Origin of the sequence: Salibacter halophilus, from assembly GCF_008806325.1 — a bacterium.
Taxonomy (GTDB): Bacteria; Bacteroidota; Bacteroidia; order Flavobacteriales_G; family Salibacteraceae; genus Salibacter; species Salibacter halophilus.
Genome location: NZ_WACR01000012.1, coordinates 17,933 through 34,441 on the forward strand (window position 1 = coordinate 17,933; position 16,509 = coordinate 34,441).

Annotated in this window: 15 protein-coding genes; 8 read left to right on the top strand and 7 right to left on the bottom strand. The window is 39.9% G+C overall.

The features are described from left to right. Positions 1-62 precede the first annotated feature (62 nt). Positions 63-1,295, bottom strand: a complete 1,233-nt coding sequence (locus tag F3059_RS12455; RefSeq protein WP_151169764.1) for an HD domain-containing protein — start codon at positions 1,293-1,295, stop codon at positions 63-65. A 67-nt stretch (positions 1,296-1,362) separates the two neighbouring features. Here F3059_RS12455 and porX point away from each other — a divergent pair, with 67 nt between their 5' ends. Genes porX through F3059_RS12485 form a run of 6 tightly spaced genes read left to right on the top strand, consistent with a single transcriptional unit; the run spans position 1,363 to position 7,278 of the window. Then, positions 1,363-2,907: a T9SS response regulator signal transducer PorX gene (gene porX / locus F3059_RS12460; RefSeq protein ID WP_151169766.1), complete on the top strand. Its 1,545-nt coding sequence runs from the start codon at positions 1,363-1,365 to the stop codon at positions 2,905-2,907. Next, the gene (gene tsaE / locus F3059_RS12465) at positions 2,907-3,326 is read left to right on the top strand and encodes a tRNA (adenosine(37)-N6)-threonylcarbamoyltransferase complex ATPase subunit type 1 TsaE (protein WP_151169768.1); all 420 of its coding nucleotides are present in this window, start codon (positions 2,907-2,909) and stop codon (positions 3,324-3,326) included. The genes porX and tsaE overlap by 1 nt, the downstream gene beginning before the upstream one ends. Continuing rightward, positions 3,323-4,540 carry an alanine dehydrogenase gene (locus F3059_RS12470; RefSeq protein WP_151169770.1) on the top strand — a complete coding sequence of 406 codons (1,218 nt, stop codon included), beginning with the start codon at positions 3,323-3,325 and terminating at the stop codon, positions 4,538-4,540. The genes tsaE and F3059_RS12470 overlap by 4 nt, the downstream gene beginning before the upstream one ends. A 1-nt stretch (position 4,541) precedes the next feature. Beyond that, positions 4,542-4,946, top strand: a complete 405-nt coding sequence (locus tag F3059_RS12475) for a hypothetical protein (RefSeq protein WP_151169772.1) — start codon at positions 4,542-4,544, stop codon at positions 4,944-4,946. A 2-nt stretch (positions 4,947-4,948) separates the two neighbouring features. Next, positions 4,949-6,010 carry a 3-dehydroquinate synthase gene (gene aroB / locus F3059_RS12480; RefSeq protein ID WP_151169774.1) on the top strand — a complete coding sequence of 354 codons (1,062 nt, stop codon included), beginning with the start codon at positions 4,949-4,951 and terminating at the stop codon, positions 6,008-6,010. Beyond that, the gene (locus tag F3059_RS12485) at positions 6,007-7,278 is read left to right on the top strand and encodes a 3-phosphoshikimate 1-carboxyvinyltransferase (protein ID WP_170265173.1); all 1,272 of its coding nucleotides are present in this window, start codon (positions 6,007-6,009) and stop codon (positions 7,276-7,278) included. The genes aroB and F3059_RS12485 overlap by 4 nt, the downstream gene beginning before the upstream one ends. Here F3059_RS12485 and F3059_RS12490 read toward each other — a convergent pair. After that, positions 7,265-7,723 (bottom strand): hypothetical protein, encoded by a 459-nt coding sequence (locus F3059_RS12490; protein ID WP_151169778.1) that lies wholly within the window; start codon positions 7,721-7,723, stop codon positions 7,265-7,267. The genes F3059_RS12485 and F3059_RS12490 overlap by 14 nt on opposite strands. A 121-nt stretch (positions 7,724-7,844) precedes the next feature. Here F3059_RS12490 and F3059_RS12495 point away from each other — a divergent pair, with 121 nt between their 5' ends. Continuing rightward, on the top strand, positions 7,845-8,084 hold the full coding sequence (locus tag F3059_RS12495; protein WP_151169780.1) for a type II toxin-antitoxin system HicA family toxin: 240 nt from the start codon (positions 7,845-7,847) through the stop codon (positions 8,082-8,084). Between the two features lie 91 nt (positions 8,085-8,175). After that, on the top strand, positions 8,176-8,547 hold the full coding sequence (locus tag F3059_RS12500) for a type II toxin-antitoxin system HicB family antitoxin (protein ID WP_151169782.1): 372 nt from the start codon (positions 8,176-8,178) through the stop codon (positions 8,545-8,547). Positions 8,548-8,956: 409 nt separating this feature from the next. On the opposite strand, the gene F3059_RS13835 is transcribed toward F3059_RS12500, so the two are convergent. The 5 genes from F3059_RS13835 to F3059_RS12525 all read right to left on the bottom strand — a co-directional run bounded on the left by F3059_RS13835 (position 8,957) and on the right by F3059_RS12525 (position 16,487). Next, positions 8,957-9,088: a hypothetical protein gene (locus tag F3059_RS13835; protein WP_262713931.1), complete on the bottom strand. Its 132-nt coding sequence runs from the start codon at positions 9,086-9,088 to the stop codon at positions 8,957-8,959. A 62-nt stretch (positions 9,089-9,150) separates the two neighbouring features. Beyond that, a complete protein-coding gene (locus F3059_RS12510) occupies positions 9,151-10,911 on the bottom strand; it encodes an ATP-binding protein (RefSeq protein ID WP_151169786.1) in 1,761 nt (586 codons plus the stop codon). Between the two features lie 5 nt (positions 10,912-10,916). Next, complete coding sequence (locus F3059_RS12515; RefSeq protein WP_151169788.1) at positions 10,917-11,948, bottom strand: SIR2 family protein; 1,032 nt, start codon at positions 11,946-11,948, stop codon at positions 10,917-10,919. A gap of 28 nt (positions 11,949-11,976) precedes the next feature. After that, a complete protein-coding gene (locus tag F3059_RS12520; protein WP_151169790.1) occupies positions 11,977-15,663 on the bottom strand; it encodes an Eco57I restriction-modification methylase domain-containing protein in 3,687 nt (1,228 codons plus the stop codon). After that, positions 15,660-16,487, bottom strand: a complete 828-nt coding sequence (locus F3059_RS12525; RefSeq protein WP_151169792.1) for a KilA-N domain-containing protein — start codon at positions 16,485-16,487, stop codon at positions 15,660-15,662. The genes F3059_RS12520 and F3059_RS12525 overlap by 4 nt, the downstream gene beginning before the upstream one ends. Positions 16,488-16,509 lie beyond the last annotated feature (22 nt).

Here is a 16,509-nt window from a genome sequence, read left to right on the forward strand (position 1 = left end):
TATTGTGAAACAATTCAAGCTAAATAACGCTAAAAATTACTTTTCAACAAACCGCGGCAAATTTAAGCGTTTTTAGGATAACACAGGAAGTATTTCTTCACAGGCTCTGACAGCATGGAAATATTGAGCAAATCTGCATCATTTGCAATATCCATAACCTCTCCGGTTTTGTGCAATATGTTGATATTATCAGTCTTTTGACTGTAAGCCCTGTTCACCACTTCGTTACTAAAAACGAAATACGATGCTTCGTGATCACTTAGCTTCCATTTTGATGCGATTTCTGCCTGTTTTTCGGTGATTTTACCTCGATCAAATTCATCCTTTTGGATCTCTACTTTTAGGAGCGTTCTATTGATGAGCATGCAACAGAGATTACTCAACACAAAATCTTCGTGATCGCACCAAACCTTTATAGCACCCATAATATCGAAGTCATCGAGACGGGCAAATTCATCGAGAAGTTTTGGATCTGACTGAAAATCTTTGCTCGAATGGCTTTGATAAAGGAATATTTTCAGAGCCGGAGACGCAAACAAGTCAACATTCTCAGATGCTAACTCCTTAGCGCGTTTGAGAATTTTTGTCAGTAAATTTTCTGCCGCCAATACCGTTTTGTGCAAATAAACCTGCCAGTACATCAACCTGCGAGCTACGAGAAACTTTTCAATGCTGTAAATTCCTTTCGCTTCCACAGCTAGTTCGCCATCTGCTACACTCAGCATTTTGATGATTCGTTCAGATCCGATAACGCCCTCAGAAACTCCGGTGAAAAAGCTATCGCGTTTGAGATAATCGAGGCGATCGACATCGAGCTGACTCGAAACTAACTGGTGTAAATATTTTTTGTGGTAATTCCCTTTAAATATATCGATTGCCAGGCTCAGTTCACCTTCAAATTCCTTATTGAGTCTTTTCATGAAAAGTGCTGAAATAGACTCGTGATTGACTCCTTCTACGAGACTGTATTCTAATGTATGAGAAAACGGCCCGTGACCTATATCGTGGAGTAAAATTGCAATAGTTGCCCCGGTTGCTTCCTCATCAGTTATTTCAAAACCTTTAGATCTGATTACATCTATAGCCCGGCTCATTAGATGCATCGCTCCCAAAGTGTGCTGAAATCTTGTGTGATTCGCGCCAGAGTACACTATATTTGTTAATCCAAGTTGAGCAATCCTGCGCAAGCGTTGCAGGTAGCGATGTTCAATGAGGTCGAAAACGATTTCGCTGGGAATTGAAATAAACCCGTAAATGGGATCGTTAAATATTTTTCGTTTACTGGTAGTTGTCAATTGAAATAGGTTTAAATTACTTCTCTTGTGCACAATGTCACAAGGTTAGCAAAAGTCTAAAATATTTATGAGTGTAAAAATTTTATGGGCCGATGACGAGATCGATTTGCTCAAGCCACACATTATGTTTCTCGAGGAAAAAGGGTTTTCGGTTCTGACCGCAACAAATGGTGATGATGCGCTGGAACTGGCAATTGATGAAAGTCCTGACATTATTTTTCTCGATGAAAACATGCCGGGACTCACCGGTTTGGAAACGCTCGATTTAATCAAAACAAAACGTCCCGCTGTTCCTGTTGTGATGATCACAAAGAGTGAAGAAGAGCAGATTATGGAAGAAGCGATCGGTTCAAAAATCTCTGATTACCTCATCAAGCCGGTAAATCCAAAGCAGATTTTACTCTCTATTAAAAAGAACCTCGACACTGACCGACTGGTAAGTCAAAAAACGACATCAAACTATCAGCAGGAGTTTAGGCAAATCGGTATGCGACTCAACGACCCGCTCGATATTGACGAGTGGATGGATATTTACCGTCAAATGGTTTACTGGGAGCTGGAACTGGAAAGCAGCCAGGATGACGGCATGAAGGATGTCGTGAAGATGCAAAAGGAAGAAGCTAACGCTCAATTCTCTCGCTTCATTGAAGACAATTACCAGTACTGGATGCGCAATGAAGATCAGGCCCCTGTGATGTCTCACAACCTTTTCAAAAGAAAAGTGAAGCCACATTTCGATAAAAAGCCACTTTTCATGCTCGTTATCGACAACTTGCGCTTTGATCAGTGGAAAGTTTTGCGCCCGGTTTTTGAGTCGCTTTTCAGAATTGAAGAAGAGAGTACTTACCTGAGTATTTTACCAACAGCTACTCACTATGCCCGCAATTCAATTTTTGCCGGTCTCAAACCGCTCGAAATTCAAAAGATGTTTCCTGAATTATGGAAAAACGAAAATGATGAGGGTAGCAAGAATGCAAGCGAAGACAGCTTTTTAGAAAACAACCTCAAACGACTCGAGTTCAACGGAAAGTCGAGCTACAACAAGGTGACGAATTTACGGTTCGGAAAGAAACTGGCAGAGAATTTCTCTAACCTCATGCAAAACGATTTCAATGTAATCGTTTACAATTTCGTTGACATGCTTTCCCACGCTCGTACTGATATGGAAGTAATTCGCGAACTGGCAGATGACGAAGCAGCTTACCGCAGTCTTACTATGAGCTGGTTTGAGCACTCACCCCTTTACGATATTGTACGACAAATTGCTGAGAACGAGGCAAACCTCATCATCACAACTGATCACGGAACAGTTAGAGTTGGAACTCCTTCAAAAGTTGTTGGAGATAAAAACCTCAACACAAACTTGCGCTACAAAGTAGGGAAAAACATTCAGTACAAAGAAAAGGACGTACTCGATATCGAAAAACCTGAAGAAGCATTTTTGCCTGCTCAAAACGTAGCTTCACGGTTCATCTTTGCCAAGGAAGACAAGTTTTTCGCCTACCCCAATAATTACAATTACTACGTAAAATACTATCGCGACACCTTCCAGCACGGGGGAATTTCCCTTGAAGAAATGGTTGTTCCGTTTATTCTTTTAACGCCAAAATAATGTCAGTTGATAGTACCATAAAAGAAGATGATCTTCCAGGCTTCGTTGAAGAAACAATTCTGCCTTTACGGTCAGATCACAATGTTTTTGCGTTCTATGGCGACCTTGGTGCAGGCAAGACAACACTCATCAAAGAAATCTGTCACCAACTCGGTATTGAAAAAGCAGATGTGAACAGTCCTACTTTCGCCCTTGTCAACGAGTACGATAACGGTAAAGTTTACCACTTTGATTTCTATCGGCTCGAGGATGAAACAGAGGCTTACGACATCGGATTTGAAGAGTATTTAGACAGCGGAAACCTTTGCCTGATCGAATGGCCTGAGCGAATTGAAAATCTTTTACCTGCCGATACAGTGAAAATTGTCATTCAACATTGTAACTTTGAGGAGCGCAATTATAAAGTTACCGGCACATGAGTTCAGATGATCCAGTAAAGAATTTATCCCAGGAAGCATCCCGCCAACCGCAGGAACAACTCCTGGCAGTGAAAGAAGATTCCAGGAAACTCTACATCGGTATTCCAAGAGAAATTTCGTTTCAGGAAAACCGGGTAGCTCTCGCTCCTGAGGCCGTTGCTCTACTAACCAATAACGGACACGAAGTTTGGGTTGAAATGGATGCCGGAAAAGCGAGCAATTTCAGCGACCGCGATTACAGCGAAGCCGGAGCTAAAATTGTTGAGAGCAAAGATGAAGTTTACAAAGCACAGGTCATACTCAAAGTAGAGCCACCTTCAATGGACGAAATCAACCTGATGCAGCGCAAGCAACTATTAGTCTCAGCTCTTCAACTCTCTATTCAGCCAGAGAACTTCCTCAAAAACCTCATGAGCAAGCGCGTCACTGCAATTGCCTGGGATTATTTCATGGATGCAGAAGGAAACCTGCCCATCGTCAACGCAATGGGTGAAATAGGAGGAAATACTGCGGTTCTCATCGCAGCAGAATACCTGAGCAATTACAACAACGGAGTTGGAACAATGCTCGGTGGAATTACCGGAGTTAAACCATCTGAAGTTGTCATTATTGGAGCCGGAAGCGTTGGCGAATATGCAACTCGTGCAGCACTCGGACTAGGAGCTACAGTTAAAGTCTTCGACAATAGCACATACAAATTGCGCAGACTACAAAACAGTCTCGGTCAGCGCCTGTTCACCTCCACCCTTCAGCCAAAAGTTATAGCCAATGCGCTCAAAACAGCAGATGTTGCTATAGGAGCGATAAGAGCTCCGCACGGAAGAACTCCATGCGTTGTCTCTGAAGAAATGGTTTCTGCCATGAAAAAAGGCTCTGTCATTGTTGACGTGAGCATTGACCAGGGAGGCGTATTTGGAACCAGCGAAGTTACCAATCACGATTATCCCGTTTTCACTAAACATGGCGTTATCCATTATTGCGTTCCCAATATCGCTTCACGCGTTTCACGTACTGCCAGTTATGCCTTAAGTAATATCTTCGCGCCAATTTTATTGAGTATTGGTGAAGAAGGCGGTGTAGATGCACTCCTCAAGAAAAACCGCGGATTGCGAAAAGGCGTATACATCTACAACGGAACACTCACCAACGAATTTTTGGGAGAATCTTACGGAATCCCTTATAAAGATTTAGACCTGTTGATGTCAGCACTGTAGTATGGCGCGTAGATTGAGAATTTATTTTATCGGAGTAGGATTGGGATTAATCCTCACCTGGGCATTAGTTTTGCGCAATCGCAACGCTGATGAGTTGTTAGCGTGGACACCTAAAAACCGAATTTTGAACGAATTAAAAGCCGATTCAAATTTGCAATATCCTGATGAGTACACCTGCTTGCTCAAATGCCATGAACTCACATCGCTGGATATTGAAAATGTAATGAATGATGGCGAAATAAATTTCAAAGAAAGTAGTACACGGTCAGAGCCCAGGATCTACCAAATCGAGTGGGAAAAATCGAGTTCTGTAACGGTTTTCGGTGAATTTGAATTTTCCTCTGACTCTACCCACACATTACTCGATTTTGGAATTGTAGGACGCGAAAAAGATTGCGCCTGTTAATTATGCAAGCAAAAAACTCAAATCTTATTTTCAATAAAGATTTCTCGCAGTTAAACACTCTTTTAGAAGAGAATTACAGCGACTCAATCAAGTTCATTCTGGTTGATCAAAACACGCACGACCATTGCATCTTAACACTGGATCAAATTGGTGTATCTCAACTTGAAGATGCTGAAATTTTACTCGTTCCGGATGGCGAAGGATCTAAATCACCGGAAATTGCAATTTCGCTATGGCAGGCACTGATGAGCCACAATGCTGATAGACATGCAGTTCTCATCAATCTGGGCGGTGGTATGGTTACCGATTTGGGCGGATTTATCGCTTCAACTTATAAAAGAGGAATCGACTTTATCAATATTCCCACTTCCCTGCTAGCAATGGTTGACGCCTCAATTGGCGGAAAAACAGGTATCAATTTAGATGGAGTTAAAAACCAGGTTGGAACATTTAATGATCCTGTTGCTACATTTCTCAACACCGATTTTCTACAAACCCTCCCGCAAAGAGAGTTCATGAGCGGCTGGGCTGAAGTCTACAAGCACGCTTTAATTGACAATGTTTCACTTTTCGAAGAAATTCAAAAAATAGAATCTCCGTCAAAAGAAGTAATTACTACAGACTTACTAAAGAGAATAATCGCTGTCAAGCAACAGGTTGTTCAGTCAGATCCTTTTGAAAAAGGCGAACGACAAATACTCAACCTTGGCCACACAATTGGCCATGCGGTAGAAACGGCAGTTTTAGGATCTGACCATGAATTACTTCACGGTGAAGCAGTTGCAGCCGGGATAGTCATCGAAAACTTCATCGCTGAAGAGAAAAACTTATTGGATAATAACATCAGAAAAAACATTCAGGAAAAGCTCAAAAGCTGGTATCCTGATGTATTCAAGCTCGAATTTAGAGGTGAGGCTCTGACCGAAATAGCACTTGCAGACAAGAAAAACACAAACCAAAACATTCGTTGTTCGTTACTCGAAGAGCCGGGCAAGGTGAAATGGGGAATTGAAGTGAATAGTGAAGATATTGAATCGGCAATTAAACAATGGAACGCAATATGAGTGAAGGCGAAGCGGTGAAGATTATTGCACCGGAAGACAAAAAATTAAAGGGCGAAATTAAATTGCCGTTTTCTAAAAGTGTCTCCAACAGAGTTTTAATCATCAAGCTTTTGAGTGACAGCAACTGTGAGATCAAAAATATTTCTGAATCGCAGGATACAAAGTCATTGATTAGTGTTCTTGAAAAAATCAATCATGATGAGATCAATGCAGGTAGTGGCGGAACAACTTTCCGATTCATCATGGCATTGCTCAGCCTGTTACCGGGTAAACGAAAACTTACCTGTAGTGAGCAAATGAAAAATCGCCCTATTGAGGCCCTCGTGAGTGCTTTGCAGGATCTCGGTGCTGATATTTCTTATGCTGAAGAAACCGGAAAACCACCTCTCATTATTACTGGTAGAAACCTCATAGGAGGTTCTGTGGAGTTAGATGCTTCTATCAGTAGCCAGTACCTATCAGCTTTGGCGATGATTGCTCCGTATTGTAAAAAAGGAATTGAAGTTACATTGAAGGGTGATATGGTTTCGCGACCCTATCTCGAAATGACTCTCCGCATCATGAATAAGTTTGGTGCTGAGTATTCCTGGGAAGGAAATGTACTTTCAGTAAAACCCGGTGCTTATGAAATGCCAGACTCCTACGAGATTGAACCGGACTGGAGTGCAGCCTCTTACTGGTACGAATTAGCAGCATTCAGTAATGAAGCACAAATCAAGCTTAAAGGTCTTAATAAGTCCAATCTTCAGGCCGATTGTGCAGTTTCCAGAATCTACAAAGGCTTTGGTGTTGATAGCTACTTCAGTGAAGACGGAGTAGAACTCGTGAAACTCGATGACTCGACAAGAATCAGTCACAAGCGACTCGAGCTTCTCCACAATCCAGATTTAGCTCAAACAGTAGCTGTTACAATTGCCGGACTAGGAAGCAGTGGAACGCTCCTGGGTTTAAAAACACTCAAAGTTAAAGAGACAGATCGCATTGAAGCCCTACGTATCGAACTTACAAGATTGGGTGCTGAAGTGGATGTAATTGACGATACTGAAATCATTGTCGACCGAACAGAAAGCCTACCGGTAAGTGCTCACATCAACACTTATGGCGACCACAGAATGGCGATGTCATTTGCTCCTCTCGCACTCGTGATGGAGTCTGTAACTATCGACAACCCTAAAGTTGTAGCTAAATCATACCCCAACTTTTGGAATGATTTGGAGAAAATGGGATTTAAAATTGAGATGGTTACTGAAGAGGTTAAATCTTCTTGATATAAATATCCGGAACTTTTCGTTTGATGGGAACAAATCCCCAATCACCTTCAATACGCGAACAATTCATGTTAATTGCATACCTGAACAACCTGTGTTGAAAAACGATAACTGTGGGTTGAGCAATTAAAAATGGTCCGTCAGTTCGTGTGATATACTCAGCTTTAACGAACTTTATTTTATTCCAGTCGATCCCTTTTTCGAGTCCGGTTTTAATGAGGCTTGAAAAGTCAGCAACCAGCGAGTCGTGGTAGTTAAAGCCCAGTTTTTCATTGAAGTTTTCGACAATCACAGAATCCTTTTCGTACAACTCGATGAACGAAGACGTCTCCATTTTCCTGAGCGCCTTCACAAAATCTTTAGCCAGGTCTTCAACCGACTCATGCTCCTGAGCGTTAATGGTCAGAGCCAAAAACATAAAAGGAAGTACGAAAAAACTTCTCATATTGCTAAATTAAGTATTTATGGAAATCGTGATGTATTGTACGTAAGCTTCCTTTTTAAGAGTTCAAAAACAGGAGTATAATAAAATTGTATCTTGCAACTATATTTAGTTACTTTGCGTTATGAAAAAAGAGAAATTAAAAGCTCGTTTTTTCACTTTTCCAAAAGACTTCCACTACAAAGAAGTAGTGAAGCTATTAAAATACTATGAATATGAAGAAGTTAAAAAAGGGAAAACATCTGGATCTCGAGTTTTATTTAAAAATAAACGAGGCGATAAAATATTACTCCACAAACCGCATCCTGATGGTATAATGAAAAAATACCAGCTAAAACAGATAGCAAAGAAATTAGAAGACTAATCAATTCTATTGAAGGCTTTCAAAATCAAAAGCCATAAAGATAGAGTTGAGTGAAATTAAAATTACTTGAAATACAAAACACATTAAAACCATGAAATATTTAAAGCATCGCGGTTATACTGGAAGTATAGAGTATAGTGTGGAGGATCAGTTGCTTTATGGTAAAGTACTGGGAATAAAAAGCTTGATTTCATATGAAGGAGAAACTGGCAAGGATTTAGAGCAGGACTTTAAAGATGCCATAGACACTTACCTTTCATATTGTAAAGAAGAAGGAGAAAAGCCTGAAAAGCCATTTAAGGGAAGTTTCAATGTGCGCCTTTCCTCCCATTTACATAGACAAGCTGCTTTATTAGCTATGGAAGCTCAAGAGTCATTGAACTCATTTGTGGCTGAGTCGATTCGATACAGAATAGACCAAATAACTGGAAAGCAAAAACATAGTGATATTGCAGATGTGTAACCCTTCTAGTGTGAATTCTTGAGTAAAAAAGTTAAAACTATTCTCTTATTTATGAATCAATAAGAAAACCTTAGAATAGACTACCTTAATCGTATGGTTGCCCTATTGGCCAAGTATAAGCTTAGTGTAGGATTTCGAAGCAATTCACACTCCGCATATCGCAAAGTTTCAAAGAAGCCGAATTACTCATTTTTAGCCGTTCAGCCCGCATTACGCTTATACAATGTTGTGCAATCGTGCTTTCTTTTCTTTCGACCGTGCGTTGGCTCAGACACACTCTTTGACAAGCTTTGGTTGGCGCGTTGGCTTTGCGCGGCTTGGCAAACGCGGTTCATGAACACTTTTAAAAAGAAGCAAGCTGTGAGTAATTGTGTGGCTGTTGAGCGTTGGCATTTGTTGTCTGGTTTTTTTACATGTAAAACGCATATGCTTCTTTTGGTGTGTCCTTTTCTCCAAGATATTTCATAATCTCTCCTACTTTTCGAGCACATCCAATGGTGATAGGATATTTATTGTCAAATTGGGTATTGTTCCAGTTCATTTTTGTCAGACCGAGGATTTCTGTACAAATCGTTTTTATAGACGGTGGTATATTTAGTAGAATTATTTTCCCTGCTTTCTCAAGTTTGTAATTGCCTGAATTAATCCTTGCTGTACCTTTTCCTTTGGTTTGCTCCATTCTTTCCAAAAATCCAATGTAGCACTGGACGGTTTGATACTAGGTTCATCAATATTTATTCTTGATGGCAGTAAAGAAGCATCACCGACAACTAATGCTTCTCCAATATCTAACACAGGAACTACATCAGTCAATCCTGAAAGATTATCAGGGAGTAGTCTTTTTATAACGGATTGATCGTCAATATTTGTTAATCGCAATGAAATAAAGTTATTGCATTGACTCAGGATTGTTCTATTCACTTCTGAAGGTCTTTGGCTAATCACAACTAATCCAACTCCATATTTTCTTCCTTCCTTTGCTATTCGCTCAAAATTATTTAACCCAAGTTTTTCAACAGAGTCGGAAGTAATTCTTTCTGGAATATACAGATGAGCTTCATCACAAAATAGTGAAATAGGGTGTCTATTTTCTTTAGGAGTCCATTGTTGAACAGAAAAAATAATTCTCCCTACCAAGCCAATTATGAGTGGGAGAATATCAGAAGGCACTTCTGAAAAGTCAATGACTTTAATGCCATTCCTTTGGTTGTTATCTTTTCCGAGCATTAGGGCAGAACAAAACTTTTCCATCCAGTCAAGCTGCATTTCGCTTTCTGTCACATCAAATAAAAAACCAAGTCGCTTATCCTGTTTTTTTGCTTCTAATCTTTGTATAAACCTTGTCAGCCTGCTTCTCATTGGGCCTGCCTTTGTTGTTCCAGCTTTAGCACCTGGCACCTCCTCATCTTCGTCATAATAACGCAGTTTATTCAGTACTTCTTCGAGTTTATACGGAACTGGGCTGTCAATTGTGAAGGAAGCCAATAGTTCATCAGCATTTTTACTCTTTAAATATTTTTCTTTCTCTTCAGTGACAGTTTTAGAAAAAATCATTGCCTGATTAGGAGCATTATTATCGCTTCTATCTAGAAGCATGGCAAGCATTTCTTCATAGGTAAGAAGCCAGTATGGTAGCATTAGCACATTATTGTCTAATTTATTCTCCTTGGCAAGGTCGCCAGGGTTCGCCACACGGAAATGCTCAATGCCTTCCTTTTTAAATTCATCTGTACTGTACTCACCGTGAATATCAAATAATAAGCCGTTTGCCATTGGTAAATCAGCAATCTGCTCTATTAGCTTTGCGACACACCAAGATTTTCCGGAACCTGTGCTTCCTACAATAACAGCATGACGTTGAAATAACTTATCTCCATCCAGATAGGCTTCTGCATCGTTGTCAATTGAGTACTTTCCAATGGAAAGCGATTTTTCTCCTTCTTCGCTCACTTTTGAGATAGTCCCCATGAATGAAGTTAGATTATTACCTTGCAATGGATAGCACTCCGCATCAATTTCTGGAACGGAATCTATGTTTCGCTGAAACACATCACGTTTCTCTCCTTTTTTGTCAAACAAAGTGCCGATCAAGGTTACCTTAATCAGATTTTCGGAAAGCTGAAAAAACACATCATCATGCGGAGTGGTATCATCCGTGTCCTTGTCATCAACTACTTTTCTTGTGATTTTGCTTATCAATCCAATCAAATGTTGTCCAGCTTTAGAACTTTGCAAGGCCACTAATTGATTGACTTGAAATTTCCTTAATTCGTTTAGGTTGTCAACCTTCACAATGACAGTACCGGTGTCAACGCTGAAAACTTTACCTACCGAATTTGATTTATCGAAATCGAATATTGCCATATTTGTTATTTTAGAATTGACATTAAACCGCTTACCGACCAAAAGTCTTCATTATCGTAAACTATTTCCTCCTCATGGTCGGATAGAAAAACACGAGTACCATTTTTACCATTATCTTCAATCAACGCATATTTTTGAATATCACTATTCAGTATTTCCCTCTTAGCTGCTTTTGAAATTTCTTTGGTTGCCAAAACCACGGGAATATTGTCATTCTTGGCTTTACTTAGCAACTTGGGATGAACATGCTCATCATTGAAACCATAGCCAATACATAAAAATGATGAGGCATTTGAAAAGTCCTTATCAATTTGGGTTAAAATTGACCGGAATGGGTCTTGTAGCGATTCCCTATATTTTTCCGCACCGGGTGTAATAATGCATGGTGAATGATTATCAGCTATGTATTGTGAATGGGGGAAGCTCCTTACTACTCCTTCTCCATTTTTAAACCAATCCAATGAACCGTGTATTTTCCAAATTTTAATCAAATATCCGTAATGGTCTAACTGTTTGTACTTCTGGTCGGCTGCCTCAGCAATATGATTGCCAACATAATTATTAGTGAATCCTGTGTAAGCAAATCCGTTTGTATAGCTTGAAGCATATTCGGCCAATCGATCATAATTGGTTGTAATTACCCTCAACTCCCTTTGTGAAGTTCCAAAATGTTTGAGAAGGTTTATCAAGTGAAATTCTTGGGGATTTGATATAATCTTATCAAAGGCCTTTTTGTCTGCTTCATTCACGAAATTCCAGGTACATTTGATTACTCTTTTCAAAATCGCTTCGGTTACTCTTGTCTCCTGAAGGGCAGTTTCTAAATCGCCTGTCTTTTGCAATTTGTTTTTAAACTCATTCCATACTTCATAATTATCCCTATCGTCTGAGTTAAAGTTGATCTCCGTTTCCAATTGCTCTGCTAATTGGCTCATTGTAGGTAATCCATATGGAACAGTAGCCCCACTACCAAGTACAATCAGCGGAACGCCTTCTACAAAACCTTGTATTCTCTTTAAAAATGTTTCTTTGTCCATTGTCCAATTAAGGTTTGTAGTTAACTCATCAGCTTTCCAATATCGGTTTCAAAATATCCGGGCTTTTCTTCTTAAACTGCGCCATGCGCTTCACCGCCTCATTCTCGGGATCACTCCAAGTAGCGTGAAGTTGCTCAATGACCTTTTCTTTTTCTGCATCATCCAGGCTGTCAAACTCCCGGCCATGCATGACTTTTTGCATATCCCGCTCTACAAATTCCAGCACATCAATCTCCCGCTCTTTCATGTGGTCGGAGAAGTAAAGATTGAGTACCACTGAATCTACTATAGCATTAATTAATGAATCTCTATTGAAGTGTAGAATTTTTGAGAGTAAAATGAGAACTGAATCTTCGTAAACATTCTTTATGGGGATCTTTCCTAACTGAGACACTCTTTGATAGGGAAAAAGGACATCATCAAGAATGTAAACTTTGAAAAACCAGTAATTAATCAAAGAAGAATTTAACAGTGCGCATAACCCCCAATAATTCTCATGATTACCTGACTTCAAGTGACAGTTATATACAGTATTAAGACTTACTTTGTTCTTAAGGTCAATAGCTGTTGTCACTTTGTTTCCTACTCTTCTGATACACAGTTTTGGACTTTTGTAAAGTTCTTTAGTTTTAAATTTAGATGTATTTGAGAAATCGGCATCAATCCAGAGGTTCGTATCTTGTATTTTAAATTGAGATAAGTCTTCTCCTCGCAGTAGCTCATGCCCTTGGCCATTCGAGTTAATTGTTTTGTCTTTTTTTCCTGATTCAACTCCCCTGAATATTTCTATAATTGTTTCAAGGTTTACGGAATTTCTTTGGATATTATCAATTATTTCGTACTCATCAGGGTATATTAAAGTATTGAAAATTTTGAAAGGTAGTTTATTGAAATTCTCGGAAGCTACCTTAAACAAGTGTTTAAACCCTCTCGTGAAATTAAAATGCTCAATTCTTGTTTTCTTTGTATTTGGATTTGTGATAAATATGCAGGATTCAACTCCTGCATTTTCAAAAATATTTGAGCCAGTAACAAGTGTTTGAACACCACAATCATTGATTAACCTTCTTAAAACTTCATAGTTCTCATTATTTATTATTGGCTTTGGAACAATTAATGAAAGTATCTTACTATGTTCTAGAGATAACTCAATAAACAGACTAAATAAATCAAATTGTCCAGTTGCTGAATTGTAACGCTCCTTATAATATTTCTTAAAAGCTGATTGAATTCCACTTTTAGTATTAATATATGGCGGATTACCAATCACCACATCAAACGCTTTTACATCAAACATCCATTCCGGGTCAAAGAAAGTGGAAGAGGCGTTTTGATCATAGGGATCCCATGCAGCCAATTTTTCTGCAGTATCATTGGGCCATCCGCTTTGTTTTAACTCATCAGCAATGGCACTGCGCAATTCTTCGTCCTTTTCGCGATATTTAAGTTTGGTATCCTTAGTTCGTGCGCTAAAGAGTTTGTGACGCACTTTTTTAAGCTGGCTTTCCAATTTCTTAATTTCCCCACCATCGAAGATATTCAGCTGGTCTTTGGGTTTATCAATTCCTATGAGCGTATTGGCAGCCACAAACTTGGTTTCGAGGTTGGGCAGGGCACGAATGCCGAAGTTAGGCTTATCATTATTTTTACGCTGATCCACCACCAGGGAGATGAAAAAGCGCAATTTGGAAATCTGGGTGGCAATGGGCTGAATATCAACCCCGTATATACAGTTTTCAATCAGGTAAAGCTTCCGGGCATAATCGGGATCGTTAATACTCCGGTCAAAAGCCTCATCTATTTCACGCAAGCGCTCACTTCGTTCTTCTTTATCTTCTATTTCGAATGCATCATCAGCCGCTTGTTTGGCCTTGTTTTTCTGCACTTCTTTCCAAATGATATTCTCCGGGTCAAGCTTTTGGAGCATGTGCACCATTTTCTGCAAAATGCCCATGGGAAATGCACCGGAACCACAGGCCGGGTCTAAAATTTTGCATTCATCTATGGCTTTTACAATTTGTTTAGTGAGCTTTTCATCTTCGGCAAACGGGTTTCCGGGATCAAAAGAACTTAGTTGATGTAATTTTTGATCCAGTTCCTCATCACCAAGGTTCCAATCTTTTATTGCATTTTTCAGGTAAGCGATCAGGCTCTCGTCCACCATGTAATTCACAATTTCCCTAGGAGTGTAGAAAGAGCCGGTTTGCTTGCGGGCTGTTGTTTTGGTTTCAGGGTTGTAACTGGCCAGTAGATTTTCAAAGACTTTCCCCAGTAATTCAGGGTCAAGCGCCACATCTTCTTCTACGGGGGTATTTTCAGTAACAGTAAACTTATAGGAATGGAGAATATTGATGAGCCCTTTTACCGCTGCTTGTTTTGTCCCTTTATTTTTCACTCCGTATTCCGGGCTCAAATCCACATGTTCCGTTGCCCCGAAAAAGAGATAGTCCGGTACAATGAGTTGCTCCTTGTATCCTTTTAGGTTATCTGAAAATCCATCTAATAATATTTTATTTTCTTTATCATCAAGACACTCAAATAAGCCACCATTTAAGAATGGGACGCTTTTATTCATGAGATCAAGAAACGCTTCTGAATCTTTAAAATATTCTTCATATCTCATCAGATAATCTATACCTTGATGTTTTCCTCTGGCTTCCTTTCCTGATTTTGTAGTAAGCTCTCGAAACCCTCTTGTTCGCCTATCCGTTTCATCCGCTTCTATGGGACAGTTGAGCGAAGCAAAAAACAGGTTTTGCAAAATAGCCTTGTAGTAAACGCTTTCTTTATTGGCATCTTTGAACATGCCGTTTTCATGGTAGGGAGAAATTTCATTGAGGATATCTTTTTGCAGTGCATCCAGGTCAAAAAGTTCGTCAGGAACCAGTTTCTTTTCTTTGATGAACCAGGTAAACAACAATCGTGTGAGCAAGCGAATGACATTGGTGGCATTGTGCTCTTTAATGAGGTCATCCAGGTTGGCTTCTTTTCGATGAGCATCTTCTATGGTTGGCTCTGAGGGAAACTTAACATGATTAATAGCCCAGAAGTACCAATTGGAAAGTTCCTGATAAAACTTCTTGTTTAAGATGCTGACATTAAATACTTCCTGCCAGTAATTGTAGAGTTTGGCAAAAGAATCCACCGCATTTCTACCGGTGAGGGGAATTTGAAGTTCTGCAATAATGCGTTCATGACCGGCATGGGGCTTTTGAATATCAATATCCCGAAGCAGGGAAACCTTACCCGCTTTTTCGCCTTCGCGCCATTCCTGTTTGTATTTCAACCGCTCCGTATTGGCAAAAGCCAAATAATTTTTTTGGTCGTCTTTGTATTTAAAAACCAATACCACAGGGGTATAGTAAAACTCCCGGTTGAACGCGCGGGAAATTTCTGCCAGTTGGGAACGAGTAGGCAACAGATTGTTTGGTCGCGGGTGTAGGGTAATTCCGAATATCAGGATACCGTCATAGTCGGATTTGATTTTCTCCGTTTCCAGTGATTGATTGCCTTCAAAAGCCGCATCGTCCACCATACCCACGAAATAGACATCATCAACAAGTCGGAAAGTTTCGTTTTCCTTGTAGGTATCCTTGAGAATTTCTTTTGCAGTGGTAGGCTCATCAGCCACATAATTCATGGGCACATTCAGTTCTTTGAAGAGCGCCTTGATGGCCGGAAGAAAATTGATGTCTTTAAAATGCGTTAGTTTCATTTATCCAGCTTTTTCAAATTCGAATTATTGATTAGTGATGTCATTTGTGTGATGGCGATCTCGTTGAGTTGCTCCAATCGTTCTGATTGTGAATGCCCCTGCCGGATCAATACCGCATTGATACTTTCCAGGTTTGAGAGTACAACCAGTTGTTCAAGAGTAGCATCATCCCGTATATTGCCTTTTGCTTCGGGGTTTTCATTTCTCCATTCGGCTGCGGTTTTTCCGAAAAGTGCCATATTGAGCATGTCAGCCTCCGTTGCATATACAAAAGATATTTGTTTTTTATTGAGCCTTTCCGGAATCAGTTTTTCCTTGATGGCATCGGTATGAATGGAGTAATTGACTTTGGCAAGCGTGCGTTGCAGGTTCCAGTCGAGTTTTTGACGATTGCTTTCTACCTCTTTTAGGCGTTGGAACTCCTTTATAACATAAAGCTTGAACTCGATGGAGATCCAGGAAGCAAACTCAAAAGCAATGTCTTTATGAGCGTACGTACCGCCATATCGGCCGGATTTAGAAATGAGACCGATGGCGTTTGTTGTTTCAATCCAGCGTTTTGGAGTGAGGACAAAACTATTGAGCCCGGCTTGTTTTTTAAACCCCTCGAATTCGAGGGGTTTAAAATCAGGGTTGTTGAGTTTCTCCCAAAAGCCAAGTAATTCGATGGTATTTCTATTCCTGAGCCAGTTTTGGATGATGGCATTCATGTTGGCAGAGTCCTTATATCGTGCAATATCAGTCAGTGATATAAAGTCGTCCTTTTTACCTTTGAAAAAGGTGATTTCCGTTCCTTGTACTTCTATTTTCTTGTTTTTTGCCATTGTTTCTCTATTGTGGCGAATT